The sequence below is a fragment of the Streptomyces dangxiongensis genome (assembly GCF_003675325.1).
Lineage (GTDB): Bacteria > Actinomycetota > Actinomycetes > Streptomycetales > Streptomycetaceae > Streptomyces > Streptomyces dangxiongensis.
Map to the genome: position 1 here is coordinate 6458376 of NZ_CP033073.1, position 15433 is coordinate 6473808.

Sequence of the window (15433 nt, forward strand, 5' to 3'; positions counted from 1 at the left end):
GATGTGTGCCCGGGGCATGGCATCGCGGGGACGCGGCGGTGCAGGATGGAAGGGACGAACGAGCCCTGCCAGGAGGACCGGATGATTGCCGAGACCGTCTGCTCCGCCGTGTCCGCGGCGGGCCTGGGCATCGCGGTGGTCACGGCCTACCGCAAGCGGTATCTGGCTGCGGCCCGTCTCGCGGCCTACTCCCTCGTGCCGGTCGGCCTGGTGATGACCGGGGTCGTCGGCTGGCTCGCCGGCACCGCCCTGAGCCCCACCGCCTGGGCGGGCTTCGGCCTGCTGGGCGCGGCCTGGTTGCTGTTCGCCGGTACGCGTGCCGTGGAGCGCCGGCGCGCAGGCGCCGGGTCCGGGCGCAAGGCGGCCCGGCAGGCCGGGCCGGAGGCGGTGGCCCCGGAGGCCTCGGCGCCCTCCCTCGGTCAGGGCCGGGCCGCCCGCCCCGCGTCCCGCCCGGCCGCCGGCCAGGGTGACGACTTCAGCGACATCGAGGCCATCCTCAAGAAGCACGGCATATGACAGTCACATGACTCGCTGAAACGACACAGTGGGTCCGGGGACGTCCGGAATCGTTCACGAGCCGAACGAGACCTCGCGGCATTCGGCGAACTCCCGCAAGATCCCTGAGCGGTGATCGCGTACGGGGTCCCTGGTAGGCCATCATCTGCCGCGAGATGCTGGACACACCCCGACAGAGCGAGGCCGCGCCGCCGAAGGACGAGCCGCGCGGATGCCTCTTCGCCCTTTCCCAGCCACCGCTGATGATCTTCCTTGCGGTGATCGGGTGTCTGCTCCTCATGGCTGCGCTGCACGATCTGCTGTTGCTGTGAGCCGTACACGTCCGTCCCGGCGCCACCCGCCGGGACCGACGTCGCCCCGGCCGCCGTCCGTCCCTTCCGGTCAGCCTGTCGCCTCTTTGCGCCGGGCCCGGTAGGCGGCGACGTGCAGCCGGTTCCCGCAGGTCCGGCTGTCGCAGTAGCGGCGCGAGCGGTTGCGGGAGAGATCGACGAAGGCGCGCCGGCAGTCCGGTGCCTCACAGCGCCGCAGCCGTTCCTGCTCCCCGGCCACCACGAAGAAGGCGAGCGCCATCCCGCAGTCGGCGGCGAGATGGTCGGCGACCGAGGCGCCCGGCGCGAAGTAGTGCACATGCCAGTCGTAGCCGTCGTGGTCCGTGAGACGGGGGGTGGTGCCCGCCGCGGCGACCAGTTCGTTGATCAGCGTGGCCGCCGACCGGGCATCGGGCGCGGCGAAGACCGAGGCGAACCGCCCCCGGATCCGGCGCACCGCGGAGAGGTCGAACTCCGAGAGGACGCCGACGTCGCTGATCTGGTGGTTCCGTACGAACTCCGCGAGAGCCCGGAGGTCGGGCAGCCCGTCCGCCGCCGGGTCCTCCTCCGGCGCGGAGTTCACCAGATCCACCACGGTGTCGAGGGCGCACCGGGTGTCGTGGGTGATCAGCACGTTTCGCTCCCTGGCCTGGGGGTCGGGCGGACGCCCGCCGATGCTGGCCGATGGTAGCGACAACCAGGCCCGGTGCATCGCGGACCGTCCGTCCCGGCCGCGGGAGACACGGCCTCCCGTGCTCCGGGGCGCCCGGCCGGCCGCCCGGTGACAGCCGGCGCGCACAGGCCGGCGCCGTCGCCGCGATCGCTCACGGTGACGGCGCCGGCCTGTGCCGTTTGCGGTTGTCCTGGCCCGAGCCGTCTCCCCGAGTGGACGGCACCGGGCTGCTTCGGGGGGCCGCGACCTAGCTCTCCGCCAGGATGTGCGACAGCTCCTGGTCAAGATCGAAGTGCCGGTGCTCCGTGCCGGGCGGCACGGCGGCGTCGGTTCGCTTCAGGAAGGACTCGAGGGCCCGCGCAGGGGCCTCGAGCAGGGCCTCCCCCTCCGGGGAGCTGAGGGCGATGCACACGACGCCCTGACCATGACTGCGCGATGGCCAGACGCGGACGTCTCCGGTGCCGGTGGGCCGGTGCAGCCCCTCGGCGAGGAGGTCGCGGGCGAACACCCACTCGACGGTCTCCTCGGCTCCGGTGTGGAAGGTGGCGTGCACGGCGTAGGGGTCGGCCGTGTCGTACCGCAGGCCTGCGGGGACAGGCAGGGAGGACTCGCTCGACACAACGAGGCGCAGGTGCAGCTCGCAGCTGACCGTGGTGTTCATAAGCGCCAGGGCCTTTCGCTCAGTGTGCGCTCGGGGATTCGCACGTCGGCGAAATCGACATGCCACCTACGGTGCCGTTGTAAACCCCTCTGAGGGTTTTGCGTTGGTTTACGTAACTCTTCCGGCCGAGAACTCGTACCGGATCGGGGACCATTCCGGTGACCGATTCGCTCCGGTAGGGTTTGTCTGTATGAATACGGGGAGTGACGACCTGGGCGAGGTCGCGGTGGCAGTGGACGAGACGAAGGCGGACAGGCGCGTGGGCGAGAAGGGTCCCGAGCGGGGGCTCGGCTCCCGGGCGCCCGAATACGTCAGGGAGCGCCGGCTCCTGCATCTGAGCTGGCAGGTCGCTGTCTTCGTGATCGGGCTGGCGGTCGTCGCCGCCGGCATCGTCATGCTGCCCCTGCCGGGTCCCGGCTGGGTGGTGATCTTCGGCGGCATGGCGATCTGGGCGACCGAGTTCGTCTGGGCCCAGCTCGTGCTCCGCTGGACCAAGCGCAAGGTCACCGAGGCGGCCCAGCGGGCCCTCGACCCCAAGGTGCGGCGTCGCAACATCACCCTCACGGTCGTCGGGCTCGTGATCGTCGGCGTACTCGCCGGGTTCTATCTGTGGAAGTTCGGTGCCGTCATGCCGTGGAAGATCAAGGACCAGTGACACGGCCGCGGCACTGACGGCTGCGCCGCCCCGCCCCTGGTTCGGAGGCACCCCCTGACTTGGGGTAATGTTCTTCCTGCGCCCGGGCGATTAGCTCAGTGGGAGAGCGCTTCGTTCACACCGAAGAGGTCACTGGTTCGAACCCAGTATCGCCCACCCGGACCGACGGCCCACCTGCGACAAGCGGGTGGGCCGTCGGCGTGTCCGCCCCCGGTGCGGGCAGTGTCCGGCCGCCAGGGCGGCCCGGGGGAGTGCGGTGCCCAGCCCCCTGACCGCGACCGACGGGCCCACGGATCCGGGCCCCGGACGACGGCCCACGTACGGAGTGACCTCCCGTCCCGCGGGTCGACCGCCCTGCAGCCCTCAGGGACACGCGCCCTGCGACCGCGTGTCTCCTCGACAAATCCTGTGCGAGTCATTGACGCACCCCGGACCCCTCCGCGCCTTGTGCCGGCAAGCGCTTACTCGAAACGATCCATGGACGCTGCCGGGAGGGCCGACCGTGTGAACCGGCGGGTGCTTCAGGAGGCGGGCGATCCGGAGGGCGGCCGGGGCCTCGGTGGCCGTGGCCGGGCTCGGCGCGACGACCGGATGCGGGGGCGGCGGTTCCGGGAACGGGACCGTGACCTTCCGTTACGCCTGGGGGGTGCCGAGGAGCGGGCCGAGAGGATCGACCGGAGCATCGCACTGTTCGAGAAGAAGTACCCGAAGATCGAGGTCAAGGCCGACTTTCAGACGTACGAGTCCTTCTGGGAGAAGTTCCGGACGCGGGCCGCGGGCGGAAATCCCCCGGGCATTTTCCAAAGCGCCGTCACTTTCCTTCGCAAATACGACAAACGCGGAATTCTCCTCGATCTGCGGTCGCAGGTGCAGGCCGGAAATCTGAGTCTGGATCACTTCCGGGAGAACGTCACGAAGGTGGGGGAGGCCGACGGCAAGCAGCACGGAATTCCCGTCGGTTCGAAGACCATGGCGCTCGTCGTCGACAAAAAGCTCTTCGGCAGGGCCGGCGGCGCACCGAGCTCCGGCTGGACCTGGGACGAGTACTTCAAGGCGCTGAAGACGGTCCACGACAGGACGGGCGTTCCCGGGGACACCGGTTACTTCACCCGCATGTACCTGTACGACCTCCACTGCCGTCAGAACGGCAGGGTGTTCTTCACCGACGGCGGACTCGGCTTCGTCGGGGGCGACCTGACGGAGTGGTGGACGGACGGCTGCCGCCGGTCACGGCGGGTCGGAGTTCACCTCGTCCCCGATCCCCGGCGCAAGGTCCGCACCGACCCCTGCACCCCGACCCGCACGCCTGTCCATCGGCTTCGGCACCGACAGGAGCGGCCTGGTCTCGGCCTGGTTCACGGAGTGGGAGCGCAGGGGCCGAGGTGGGAGAGGGCCAGGGCCCGCGTCCTGTCCACCATGGAGCCCATCGCCGCCCAGTCCGACGGCTGCGTGCGGGGCAGCGGCCTCTACGACATCGGCACCGGCGGGTTCGCCGTCGCGGACGAGCCCGCCGTCTCCGTCTCCCGCCTCTCGGCGGTCTTCGGCCTCGACGAACTGTGCGCCGAGCTCATCCACCTCGTCGACCTGCCCGCGTTCAAGAACGCCTACCTCGACTACTGCCGGTACTCCGACGCCACGAAGGCCGAGCAGGATGCCCGCCTGGCCCGGACCGGGGGAGCGCCGGCGCACGGGTGGCGGCGCTCGCGCCCCGAGCACGACCGCCCTCAGATACGGGCGGCCGCCGCGGGCACACTCACCCCATGGACTGGAACCACCACCGCTTCCACAGCCTGTGGCCCCTGCCCGCCCCGCCGGCCGCGGTGTACGCGGCACTGGAGCGCCCCGAGGGGTATCCCCGCTGGTGGCCACAGGTGCGGGCGGTGACCCGGCGGGACAGCCGCACCGGCGTGATCACCATCAGGTCCGTGCTGCCGTACGACCTCACCGTCGCCGTGCGGGAGACCCGCAGGGACCCGTCCGCCGGCGTCCTGGAGGTCGCGCTCTCGGGCGACATGGAGGGCTGGGCACGCTGGACGGTCACAGCGGTCGGCCCCGGCGCGCTCGCCCGCTACGACCAGGAGGTCGATGTGCGCAAACCCCTGCTCAGGCTGCTCGCCGTACCCGGACGGCCCGTCTTCCGCGCCAACCACCGGCTGATGATGCGCGCCGGACGGCGCGGACTGCGGCGGCACCTGGGAGCGGTTTGAACGAACGGCGCCCGGGCCTGTATTGTTCAGTGCGTTCCCGGGCGATTAGCTCAGTGGGAGAGCGCTTCGTTCACACCGAAGAGGTCACTGGTTCGAACCCAGTATCGCCCACCGGGAGAGAGCCGGTCCGCAGCAGCGGGCCGGCTCTTCGCGCGTCCCGGACCCTCCTGCCCCGCCCGGTGTCTACGCCGCCGCGGGAAGCTCGGGCCTGAGCGGCCAGTCCGTGCACACCGTCTCCTCCGAGCCGCTGCGCGCGAACCACGCCTGCAGTCCCCGCGCCTGCGCCGCGTGCCAGTTCGCCTGGAGCGCGTGCAGCTCGGTGGGGGACAGGCGCTCCAGCCGGGCCGCGAAACGGCGGCCCACCGCCCGTACGACGTCCAGTGCGGCCAGCGCGTCCGCCGCCGCGTCGTGCGCGTCCTGGAGCGGCACGTCATAGTGCGCGCACAGGTCGGTCAGCGTCCGGCGGCCCTTGCGGTACCGGTCCAGGTGCTTGTCCAGCACCCGCGGGTCCAGCACCCTCAGCGGCACCGACTCGAACCAGCGGTCCAGCGCCGACGCCCGGTGCCGGCGCAGCTCCCGGTCCAGCAGCGTCAGGTCGAACGGCGCGTTCATCACCACCAGCGGCCGGCCCAGCGCCGCGTGCTCGGCCAGTTGCTCGGCTATCTCGTACATCACCGGCGCCGGCCACCGCCCGTTGCGGTGCAGGTGATCCTCCGTCAGTCCGTGCACCGCCGTCGCCGCCTCCGGCACCGGCACACCCGGGTTCACCAGCCAGCGGGACACCCGGGGCCGGGTCCCCGGCGCGTCCTGGACGACGACGGCGGCCGACACGATCCGGTCGGTCTCGACGTCCACGCCCGTCGTCTCCGTGTCGAAGGCGGCCAGCGGCCCCTCGTACCAGGTCGTCATTCCCACCCAACTCCTCGTTCTCCCGCGACAGATGACGTTCCGTCCCCTGTCCGGTTCGGTGATACCCGGGCTGTTTGCGCCGTACGCCGGGAGGAGACAACAGGAGTACGGGTCTTTGCAGTTCAGCGGCCCACCGCAGGAGAACACCCGGCTGGGAGGGCTGTTGGTCATGGCCGTAGCACAGCCCGAGCGGGGCGGGTTGCTGCCCGACCGCCCGGGCACCCTCCGCGGCACGCTCGCCACCACCGCCTGCATGGAGACGTTGCAGGTCGGCTATCTGCACGCGGTCGCCGCCGCGGCCGGCTGCTCGCTGTCCCAGCCCTTCCCCGACAACGGCATCGACTGGCACGTCAGCCACAGCGCACCCGGGCACACCGTCGACGACGAGGTCACCGTCAAGGTGCAGTTGAAGGCCACCTACCAGGTCGCGCCCGACCCCCCGGGCCCCTTCTTCTCCTTCACCCTCGACAACGCCCACCTGCGCAAACTCGCCCGCACCCCGGTGTCGGTCCACAAGATCCTGGTGGTCATGCTCGTCCCGCGCTCCCCGGACGACTGGCTGCGCGCCGGCCACGAACGGCTGGAACTCAGACACTGCTGCTACTGGACCAACCTCGCCGGCCACCCCGTCACCGGCCGGCACCGGACCACCGTGCGGATACCGACCTCGCGCATCTTCGACGACCGGGCGCTGTGCGAGATCATGGCGCGGGTCGGGACGGGAGGCAGGCCATGAGAGACCGTCCCTCCGACGGACCGCCGGTACGGCAGGTCCTCGACGAGCCGGTACGGCAGGTCCGGCCGGAACCCGGTGACATCCTCCGGACCCCCCTGCTCCGGCCCGCCGACGTCGACCCTGCCGTCCTCGGCGCCCTGCTGCACCGGCACGGCTGGCAGCGGCGCGGGGGAGCGGCCGGACGCTACGGCCGCTGGACCCCGCCCGGGCCGGGCGGCGCCGCGACCAGCCTGCTCGTGCCGGAGAGCCGCGCGTTCCCGGACAGCGACGACCTGCTCGGCGAGGCCCTCGAAGCCCTCGCCCGCGGCGACACCCCCTGCGCCCGCGAGGTGCTGCTCTGCCTCGCCGTGCCCAGCGACGAGATCCGCTGGTGGCGCGACACCCCGGCCGGGCCCGCCGGAGCCGCGCCCTGGACCGCCGACGCGCACCTGCGCGGCGCCGCCCGCCGGATGCTGCTCGCCGCCGCACTCGCCACCCGCGCACCCGCCGGATACCACGGCGCCCGCCACCGCCGCTCCGCCGCCGCCCTCGTCGGGGACGTCCTCGTCGGTCCGGCCGCCGACGGCCACGCCCTCACCGCCTTCGTCCCCGTCCCCGCGGGACGCGGCCTCTCCGTCCGCCTCCACCAGGCCCTCCACGCCGCCCGCGAGGCCATCGACTACCAGCGGGCCACCGGCGGCATGGACGCCTTCGACGGCGCCGTCGAGGCCGGCGTCAGCCATGAGCTGACCGAGGCGCTCTCCGCGCTCGTGGCAGGCACCGAGGGCGCCCGCGTCGCCGTGTCCTGGGCCCCCGGCGCCGGCGTCCCCGACGGCTGTGACGCCTCCGCCGAACCCGTCGAGTTCTCACCCGGCGACCTGCCCGTGCTGCGCGAGGCCGCCGCCCGCTACCTCCGCGCGGAGCCCTCCGTCCCGGTCAGCGTCACCGGTGCCGTCGTCCGCATGCGCCGCTCCGGACCCGGCGGCCGGGGCACCGTACGCCTGCGCGTCCTCGCCGGCGCCGAGGTCCCGCACCTGCGCGTCACCCTGGACGAGGAGGACTACCGCGTCGCCGGCCACGCCCACCTCGTCGGGCTCCCGGTGCGCGTGCAGGGCCGGCTGGAACGGCGGGGCGGCTTCCGCCGGCTCACCGGCGCCCGCGGGGTCGTCCCCGTACAGGTCGACTACGCCGAGCGTGACCGGCTGCTGAAGTCCCTCCACGAGAACCTCGACTTCTTCGACGGGACGTGCGACGAGCCAGGTGAGGGGGCGTACGGGGAGGAGGAGGGGGGGTAACCGTTTCGCGGTCGGTGCCGTCGGGTCGGTACGATCGCCTGAGCGCGCGCTCCTCGTACGGCGCCGCACCCACCCTTCAGTCAGGAGAGACCGGTGTCAGACGTCCGTGTGATCATCCAACGCGATTCCGAGCGGGAAGAACGCGTGGTGACGACGGGCACTACGGCCGCCGACCTCTTCGCGGGCGAGCGCTCCGTCATCGCCGCGCGCGTCGGCGGCGAGCTGAGGGACCTCGCGTGGGAGCTGTCCGACGGTGACGAGGTCGAGGGCGTCGAGATCTCGTCCGAGGACGGCCTGAACATCCTGCGCCACTCCACCGCGCACGTCATGGCGCAGGCCGTGCAGGAGCTGTTCCCCGAGGCCAAGCTGGGCATCGGCCCGCCCGTGAAGGACGGCTTCTACTACGACTTCGACGTGGAGAAGCCCTTCACGCCCGAGGATCTCAAGGCCGTCGAGAAGAAGATGCAGGAGATCCAGAAGCGCGGGCAGAAGTTCGCCCGCCGTGTCGTCACCGACGAGGCGGCCCGCGCGGAGCTGGCCTCCGAGCCGTACAAGCTGGAGCTGATCGGCCTCAAGGGCTCGGCGTCGCACGACGACGGCGCGGACGTCGAGGTCGGCGCCGGCGAGCTGACGATCTACGACAACCTGGACGCCAAGACCGGCGAGCTGTGCTGGAAGGACCTCTGCCGCGGTCCGCACCTGCCCTCGACCCGGCTGATCCCGGCGTTCAAGCTGATGCGCAACGCCGCCGCCTACTGGCGCGGCAGCGAGAAGAACCCGATGCTCCAGCGCATCTACGGCACCGCCTGGCCGTCCAAGGACGAGCTGAAGGCGCACCTGGAGTTCCTCGCCGAGGCCGAGAAGCGCGACCACCGCAAGCTCGGCAGCGAGCTGGACCTCTTCTCCATCCCCGAGCAGATCGGCTCCGGCCTCGCCGTCTTCCACCCCAGGGGCGGCATCATCCGCCGGGTCATGGAGGACTACTCGCGCCGCCGCCACGAGGAGGAGGGCTACGAGTTCGTCTACACCCCGCACGCGACGAAGGGGAAGCTCTTCGAGACCTCGGGCCACCTGGACTGGTACGCCGACGGCATGTACCCGCCCATGCAGCTCGACGAGGGCGTGGACTACTACCTCAAGCCCATGAACTGCCCGATGCACAACCTGATCTTCGACGCGCGCGGCCGGTCGTACCGTGAACTGCCCCTGCGCCTCTTCGAGTTCGGGACCGTGTACCGGTACGAGAAGTCCGGTGTCGTGCACGGCCTCACCCGGGCCCGCGGCTTCACCCAGGACGACGCGCACATCTACTGCACCCGTGAGCAGATGTCCGGGGAACTGGACAGCACGCTCACCTTCGTGCTGAACCTGCTGCGCGACTACGGCCTGACCGATTTCTACCTGGAGCTGTCCACCAAGGACCCGGAGAAGTTCGTCGGTTCCGACGAGGCCTGGGAGGAGGCGACCGAAACCCTGCGCCAGGTCGCCGAGAAGCAGGGCCTGCCCCTCGTGCCCGACCCGGGCGGCGCCGCCTTCTACGGCCCGAAGATCTCCGTCCAGGCCAAGGACGCGATCGGCCGCACCTGGCAGATGTCGACCATCCAGCTCGACTTCAACCTGCCCGAGCGGTTCAACCTGGAGTACACCGGCCCGGACGGCTCCAAGCAGCGTCCGGTCATGATCCACCGGGCCCTGTTCGGCAGTATCGAGCGGTTCTTCGCGGTGCTCCTGGAGCACTACGCGGGCGCCTTCCCGGCCTGGCTGGCCCCCGTCCAGGCGATCGGCATCCCGGTCGGCGACGCGCACATCGAGTACCTGGGGAAGTTCGCCGCCGCGGCCAGGAAGAAGGGCCTGCGGGTCGAGGTGGACTCCTCCTCCGACCGTATGCAGAAGAAGATCAGGACGGCCCAGAAGCAGAAGGTCCCGTTCATGGTCATCGTCGGCGACGAGGACATGAACGCCGGCACCGTGTCCTTCCGCTACCGGGACGGCTCGCAGGAGAACGGCATCCCGTTCGACGAGGCCATCGCCAAGATCGTGAAGGTCGTGGAGGAGCGGACCCAGGTCTGACCCCCACCCGCCCGAACGGCCCCCGGGGATCACCTTCACCTCCCCGGGGGCCGTTCGTCGCTCTCCCGGGAGAACGTCTGCATCAGCCAGGACGAGAACGAACCCGTCACCGCGCCGAGCAGACCCAGCCCGCAGGCCATCATCCCGGTCGCGATCACCCGGCCGAGCGGGGTCACCGGGGTGACGTCGCCGTAGCCGACCGTGCTGAGGGTCGAGGCGGCCCACCACACGGCGTCCCCGAAGGTGCGCATGCTGCTGCCGGGCGCCCCGCGTTCCTGCTGGTAGACCGCGAGGGCACCGGAGAGGCCGAGCAGCAGCGTGGACAGACTCGCGTAGGCGATCACGCGCGCGTACAGGGAGAGCCGTGGATCTCCCTGCCGACGCTGGATGACGTCGTACAGCGGGACGATCCGCAGCGGGCGCAGCAACGGCAGCAGCACCACGGCGGTGTGCAGGAAGTGCGTGGTGGCGAAGCGCCAGAAGCGCTGCCCGCCCAGCCGCCAGCGCACCACGTAGTCGACGGCGAACAGCACCCAGAGGGCGAGCATCGCGAACCCGCACAGGTCCCGCCAGCCCCAGGACAGGCTCACGGCCAGGACCCGGGTGGCATAGGCGGCCATGAAGACCAGCGACGCCAGGAACAGGGGAATCTCGGTGTGCTGCTCCCAGCGGGCCAGGGCGCTGTCGTCGTCCACCGGCCAAGCTTGGCCGCAGACCGCTGCCGGGGTCACCCGGCGACACGCCGGGATCGGGCGAAGCCATATGCTGCCTAGCATGACGAGCGAGCCGGAACAGCAGATCGGAGTGGGGACGCAGGACGCGTTCCAGCGCCTGTGGACGCCCCACCGGATGGCCTATATCCAGGGCGAGAACAAGCCGAGCGGTCCGGGGGCCGACGACGGCTGTCCCTTCTGCTCCATCCCGGCGAAGTCGGACGAGGACGGGCTCGTCGTCCGGCGCGGAGAGCACGTGTACGCCGTCCTCAACCTGTACCCCTACACCGGCGGTCACCTGATGACGGTGCCGTACCGGCATGTGGCCGACTACACCGACCTGACCCCGGCGGAGACCGTCGAGCTGGCGGAGCTGACCAAGCAGGCCATGGCGGCTCTGCGCACGGCGTCCGGCGCGCACGGGTTCAACATCGGCATGAACCAGGGCGCGGTGGCGGGTGCCGGTATCGCGGCCCATCTGCACCAGCACATCGTCCCGCGCTGGGGCGGCGACACCAACTTCATGCCCGTCGTGGGCCACACGAGGGTGCTGCCGCAGTTGCTGGCCGACACCCGCGGGATGCTGGCGCAGGCGTGGCCGGCCGGCTGACCGGACGGCCACGGCCGGTCCGGCGCGGGCCTACGCGTCGTAGAGGTCGGCCTTCCGGGGCGTCGGGTCCTGGACGTTGCCGCTGAGGAACGCCGAGCGGGCACCGAATTTCTCGGTGTCCACGCCGTTCTCCCGCAGGACCTTGAGCGCGGCGGAGTGCACCACCCGCAGCACCGGTGTCGCCGCGCGCAGGGCGTCGTCGGCCATGAAGCGGTGGCGCCAGGGCTGATCGGCCCAGGCGTGCCGCAGGCCGAACGGCTCGGGCAGGCCGAGGGAGCCGCCGAGCCAGTTGAGCAGCGGCGGATACCACGTCAGCGGGGCGCGCACCGCCAGACGTACGACCTCGTCGGTGCCGACCAGGGGCAGCTTGACCGTACGGGTCTCCCAGGGCTTGAAGGACTTGGTGACCTCCTTGGCCGGCGCCTCCGGTTTCGTGGTGAAGAGCGAGTTCACCGGTCCCAGCGCATGCCCCGTGACCTCGATGCGCAGGGTCTCGTGCAGCACCGTGACGGTGATCAGCATCGTGATGACGAGCTGTCCGTCCCACAGCGTCCACTGCACGCCCAGATAGTGCCGGTCACCGCTGCCGAACTGCTGTTTGTTGCAGATCTCCTGTATGGCGTGCGGTTTGATCTGGAAGGCCTCGACGTCGGTGCCCTCGGGGCGGGAGACGGCCGTGGCCTTCTCGCCGATCGGGGTGACGATCCAGTGCCGTATCGACGGCTTCGGGAAGCCGCCGGTGTTCAACGGGCCGCGCTCCAGGAGGGCGAGCTGGTCGTGGATCGCGCGTATCACGTCCCAGCTCCGGAAGGGGTGGATCTCCCGGGTGGAATCGGCGGCCACGAGGTCCTCGGCGAGCTGCCAGGCGCCCCAGCGGGTGCCCATGCCGAGTATGCCCTTGGGGCCGGCGTAGAAGACGGAGTTGGACCGCTGTTCCGCCCGGAGCCGGGCCAGGGACTGCCGCAGGTCCTCGGCGGCGGTCTGGCCGGGGGCGCGGGGCACGGCCTCCGGGACCTTGGCGCCGACGCTGCTGCCCGACAGCAGCCCGTCCCAGCGGCCCCGCAGGTCCTGGGCGGTGCGCTCGCAGATCCGCTTGGCCCAGAACCAGCCGAGCACGGGCACGACGACGGACGCGCGGGCGTACCACGCCCAGAAGCCGGAGAACGGCATCTTGACCAGGAACAGCGCGGCGAGAATGCCGACGCCCAGCAGCAGCACGGTGCCCAGCGCCCCGGCCCGCCGGTCGTCACTGCGGGCGACGAGACCGCGAAGCTGGAAGACGAGCAGCCAGCAGAGCATTCCCGGCAGGAAGAGCAGGCCGCACACGACGGTGACCACGGTGAGGCGGTTGTCGCGTTCCCTGCGGATGTTGTTGGCGGCCAGGGCGTGTTCCACGACGAACTGGGGCTCGGAGCCGAAGGACTGGATGAGCGGCTTGCGGCCGGGGGCGAGCATCCGGTCGATGACGGCACGCGAGAACGCCTCACCGAGATTCGGCCGGAACATCTTCATCCTGCCGGCCTTCACGGCCGACTGGTGCCACTCGTTGTCGGCCTTCTTGATCTCCTCGACCGGGCTGTCCCGGTACGCCGCGGACGCCAGCGCGGAGGTCGCAGCCTGCCCCTCGTCGCCCGAGACGGGCACCTGGGGCCCGTCCCACTCCGTTCCAAACGACATTCCCGCCCCCATCGCCGCCGGTGTCGCTTCTGCGGCCTTCCCGACTTCCCTGCCCGGCACACCTGTTGGACCGCTCGGCGTGCCGTCGCCCGGCGAAAGCCGGACGGCCGCGGCACGACGCGCTCCGGTGATCAGCGTATCCGCCGGCACCGACAGCCCGGGGGCGGACGGCCGAAGCCGCCCGCCCGCACACCGGCGCCAGAACCTCCCCGCCCGCCCGACTACCCGTCGTCACCCGCCTGTTCGCGGATCCGTTCGGCGATCTGCGCCGGCATCGGCTCGTGCCGGGCGTAGCTCCGGTCGAAGCGGGCCGTGCCGTGGGAGAGCGAACGCAGGTCGACCGCGTACCGGCCGATCTCGAACTCCGGTACCTCCGCGCGGATCAGGGTCCGGCCCGAGCCGACCTGTTCGGTCCCCAGCAGCCGGCCGCGCCGGCCGGACAGGTCGCTCATCACGGCGCCCACGTAGTCGTCGCCGACCAGCACGGTGACCTCGGCGACCGGCTCCAGCAGATGGATCCGCGCGTCGGCCGCGGCCTCCCGCAGGGCGAGCGCGCCCGCCGTCTGGAAGGCGGCGTCGGAGGAGTCCACCGAGTGGGCCTTGCCGTCCACCAGAGTGACCCGCACGTCGACGAGCGGATAACCGGCGGCGACCCCCTTGGCGGCCTGCGCCCGCACGCCCTTCTCGACGGACGGGACGAACTGCCGGGGCACCGCGCCGCCGACGACCTTGTCCACGAACTCGATGCCCGAGCCGCCCGGCAGCGGCTCCACCTCGATCTCGCAGATCGCGTACTGGCCGTGTCCGCCGGACTGCTTGACGTGCCGGCCGCGCGCGGTGGCCCGGTCCGCGAACGTCTCCCGCAGGGACACCCGGTGCGGTACGACGTCGACCTGGACGCCGTAGCGGCTGCGCAGCCGTTCCAGGGCGACGTCGGCGTGGGCCTCGCCCAGGCACCACAGCACCACCTGGTGGGTGTCCTGGTCGTGCTCCAGCCGCATGGTCGGGTCCTCGGCGACCAGCCGGGCCAGCCCCTGGGAGAGCTTGTCCTCGTCGGCCTTGCTGTGCGCCTGGATGGCGAGCGGCAGCAGCGGGTCCGGCATCTGCCAGGGTTCCATCAGCAGCGGGTCGTCCTTGGCGGAGAGCGTGTCGCCGGTCTCGGCGCGGCCGAGCCTGGCCACGCACACCAGGTCGCCGGCGACGGCGTGGGTCACCGGGCGCTGCTGCCGGCCGAAGGGCATGGACAGGGCGCCGGTCTTCTCCTCGACGTCGTGGTCCTCGTGGCCGCGGTCGGCGAGGCCGTGCCCGGAGACGTGCACCGGCTGGTCGGGACGCAGCGTGCCGGAGAAGACGCGGACCAGTGAGATCCGGCCGACATAGGGGTCGGAGGAGGTCTTGACGACCTCGGCGACCAGCGGCCCGTCCGTGTCGCACGGCTTCAGCTCGCGCGGCTCGCCGTCGACGGTGGTCACGCCGGGCAGGGGGTGTTCGAACGGGGTCGGGAAGCCGCCGGTGATCAACTGGAGCAGCTCGACCGTGCCGAGTCCCTGCCGGGCGCCCTCGGCGGCGGGGGCGGCGGCCAGGACGGGGAAGAAGCTGCCGCGGGCGACGGCCCGCTCCAGGTCCTCGATCAGTGTCTTGATGTCGACCTGCTCGCCGCCCAGATAGCGGTCCATGAGGGTCTCGTCCTCGCTCTCCGAGATGATCCCCTCGATGAGCCGGTCGCGGGCCTCTTCGAGGTCCGGCAGTTGGTCCTCGCCGGGCTCGGACTCCTTGCGCTCCCCGGACGCGTAGTCGAACAGCTTCTTCGACAGCAGTCCGACCAGCCCGGTGACGGAGGTGTGCCCGTCGGGGCTCTCGGGGCCGCGCAGCGGCAGGTACAACGGCAGTACGGCGTCGGGATCGTCGCCGCCGAAGGCCTGCGCGCAGATCCGGGTCATCTCCTCGAAGTCCGCGCGCGCGGCCTCCAGGTGCGTGACCACGATCGCGCGGGGCATGCCGACGGCCGCGCACTCCTCCCACACCATCCGGGTCGTGCCGTCGACGCCGTCCGAGGCCGAGACGACGAAGAGGGCCGCGTCCGCGGCGCGCAGACCGGCCCGCAGCTCCCCGACGAAGTCGGCGTATCCGGGGGTGTCCAGCAAGTTGATCTTGATGCCGTCCCAGGCGACCGGCACCAGGGAGAGCTGGACCGAGCGCTGCTGGCGGTGCTCGATGTCGTCGTAGTCGGAGACGGTGCCGCCGTCCTCCACGCGGCCCGCCCGGTTCACCGCCCCCGCGGTCAGCGCGAGGGCCTCCACCAGAGTCGTCTTGCCCGAGCCCGAGTGGCCGACCAGCACCACGTTCCGTACGGACGCGGGCCGGTCGGCCGCGAGAGCCCTGCCGGCGGCCCCGGGGTGGTGTGTCTGTGCCTTGTCGCCCATG

At 71.5% G+C, this 15433-nt stretch carries 14 protein-coding genes, 2 tRNA genes and 2 pseudogenes; 12 read left to right on the plus strand and 6 right to left on the minus strand.

The window, feature by feature from the left end:
* Positions 1 to 81 precede the first annotated feature (81 nt).
* Together D9753_RS29230 and D9753_RS36735 are read left to right on the plus strand one after the other, a co-directional pair.
* Complete coding sequence (locus D9753_RS29230; RefSeq protein WP_121789724.1) at positions 82 to 516, plus strand: hypothetical protein; 435 nt, start codon at positions 82 to 84, stop codon at positions 514 to 516.
* Positions 517 to 671: 155 nt separating this feature from the next.
* Complete coding sequence (locus D9753_RS36735; protein ID WP_163010822.1) at positions 672 to 827, plus strand: hypothetical protein; 156 nt, start codon at positions 672 to 674, stop codon at positions 825 to 827.
* Positions 828 to 897: 70 nt separating this feature from the next.
* Here D9753_RS36735 and D9753_RS29235 read toward each other — a convergent pair whose 3' ends face one another.
* Both D9753_RS29235 and D9753_RS29240 read right to left on the minus strand, forming a co-directional pair.
* Positions 898 to 1458, minus strand: coding sequence for a CGNR zinc finger domain-containing protein (locus D9753_RS29235; protein WP_121789725.1), 561 nt, complete (start codon positions 1456 to 1458; stop codon positions 898 to 900).
* A gap of 286 nt (positions 1459 to 1744) precedes the next feature.
* A complete protein-coding gene (locus D9753_RS29240) occupies positions 1745 to 2158 on the minus strand; it encodes an SsgA family sporulation/cell division regulator (protein WP_004002642.1) in 414 nt (137 codons plus the stop codon).
* Between the two features lie 190 nt (positions 2159 to 2348).
* On the opposite strand from D9753_RS29240, the gene D9753_RS29245 reads away from it, so the two are divergent.
* The 6 genes and pseudogenes from D9753_RS29245 (at position 2349) to D9753_RS29265 (ending at position 5131) form a co-directional block, all read left to right on the plus strand.
* The gene (locus tag D9753_RS29245; protein ID WP_121789726.1) at positions 2349 to 2813 is read left to right on the plus strand and encodes a TIGR02611 family protein; all 465 of its coding nucleotides are present in this window, start codon (positions 2349 to 2351) and stop codon (positions 2811 to 2813) included.
* A gap of 84 nt (positions 2814 to 2897) precedes the next feature.
* A tRNA-Val gene (locus D9753_RS29250) sits at positions 2898 to 2969 on the plus strand.
* Positions 2970 to 3378: 409 nt separating this feature from the next.
* Positions 3379 to 4025, plus strand: a pseudogene (locus D9753_RS37175) (ABC transporter substrate-binding protein); the annotation flags it as partial.
* A gap of 36 nt (positions 4026 to 4061) precedes the next feature.
* Positions 4062 to 4493: pseudogene (locus D9753_RS37180) on the plus strand (exo-rhamnogalacturonan lyase family protein); the annotation flags it as partial.
* An 80-nt stretch (positions 4494 to 4573) separates the two neighbouring features.
* Positions 4574 to 5020, plus strand: a complete 447-nt coding sequence (locus D9753_RS29260; protein WP_121789727.1) for an SRPBCC family protein — start codon at positions 4574 to 4576, stop codon at positions 5018 to 5020.
* 39 nt (positions 5021 to 5059) lie between these two features.
* A tRNA-Val gene (locus D9753_RS29265) sits at positions 5060 to 5131 on the plus strand.
* A gap of 72 nt (positions 5132 to 5203) precedes the next feature.
* On the opposite strand, the gene D9753_RS29270 is transcribed toward D9753_RS29265, so the two are convergent.
* The gene (locus D9753_RS29270) at positions 5204 to 5929 is read right to left on the minus strand and encodes a 3'-5' exonuclease (RefSeq protein WP_121789728.1); all 726 of its coding nucleotides are present in this window, start codon (positions 5927 to 5929) and stop codon (positions 5204 to 5206) included.
* 169 nt (positions 5930 to 6098) lie between these two features.
* Here D9753_RS29270 and D9753_RS29275 point away from each other — a divergent pair, with 169 nt between their 5' ends.
* The 3 genes from D9753_RS29275 (at position 6099) to thrS (ending at position 10009) form a co-directional block, all read left to right on the plus strand.
* Positions 6099 to 6665: a DUF4365 domain-containing protein gene (locus tag D9753_RS29275; RefSeq protein ID WP_121791348.1), complete on the plus strand. Its 567-nt coding sequence runs from the start codon at positions 6099 to 6101 to the stop codon at positions 6663 to 6665.
* Complete coding sequence (locus D9753_RS29280) at positions 6662 to 7939, plus strand: hypothetical protein (protein ID WP_121789729.1); 1278 nt, start codon at positions 6662 to 6664, stop codon at positions 7937 to 7939. Before D9753_RS29275 ends, D9753_RS29280 begins: the two co-directional genes overlap by 4 nt.
* 93 nt (positions 7940 to 8032) lie before the next feature.
* A complete protein-coding gene (gene thrS / locus D9753_RS29285) occupies positions 8033 to 10009 on the plus strand; it encodes a threonine--tRNA ligase (protein WP_121789730.1) in 1977 nt (658 codons plus the stop codon).
* A gap of 35 nt (positions 10010 to 10044) precedes the next feature.
* On the opposite strand, the gene D9753_RS29290 is transcribed toward thrS, so the two are convergent.
* Positions 10045 to 10704 carry a potassium channel family protein gene (locus D9753_RS29290; RefSeq protein ID WP_121789731.1) on the minus strand — a complete coding sequence of 220 codons (660 nt, stop codon included), beginning with the start codon at positions 10702 to 10704 and terminating at the stop codon, positions 10045 to 10047.
* 67 nt (positions 10705 to 10771) lie between these two features.
* Between D9753_RS29290 and D9753_RS29295 the strand changes: the two genes are divergently transcribed.
* Positions 10772 to 11332 (plus strand): HIT family protein, encoded by a 561-nt coding sequence (locus D9753_RS29295; protein ID WP_121789732.1) that lies wholly within the window; start codon positions 10772 to 10774, stop codon positions 11330 to 11332.
* A gap of 30 nt (positions 11333 to 11362) precedes the next feature.
* Here the strand turns inward: D9753_RS29295 and D9753_RS29300 are convergent, their stop codons facing one another.
* Both D9753_RS29300 and D9753_RS29305 read right to left on the minus strand, forming a co-directional pair.
* Positions 11363 to 13009, minus strand: coding sequence for a hypothetical protein (locus tag D9753_RS29300; protein WP_121791349.1), 1647 nt, complete (start codon positions 13007 to 13009; stop codon positions 11363 to 11365).
* A 221-nt stretch (positions 13010 to 13230) separates the two neighbouring features.
* A complete protein-coding gene (locus D9753_RS29305; protein ID WP_121789733.1) occupies positions 13231 to 15432 on the minus strand; it encodes an elongation factor G-like protein EF-G2 in 2202 nt (733 codons plus the stop codon).
* Position 15433: the final 1 nt, after the last annotated feature.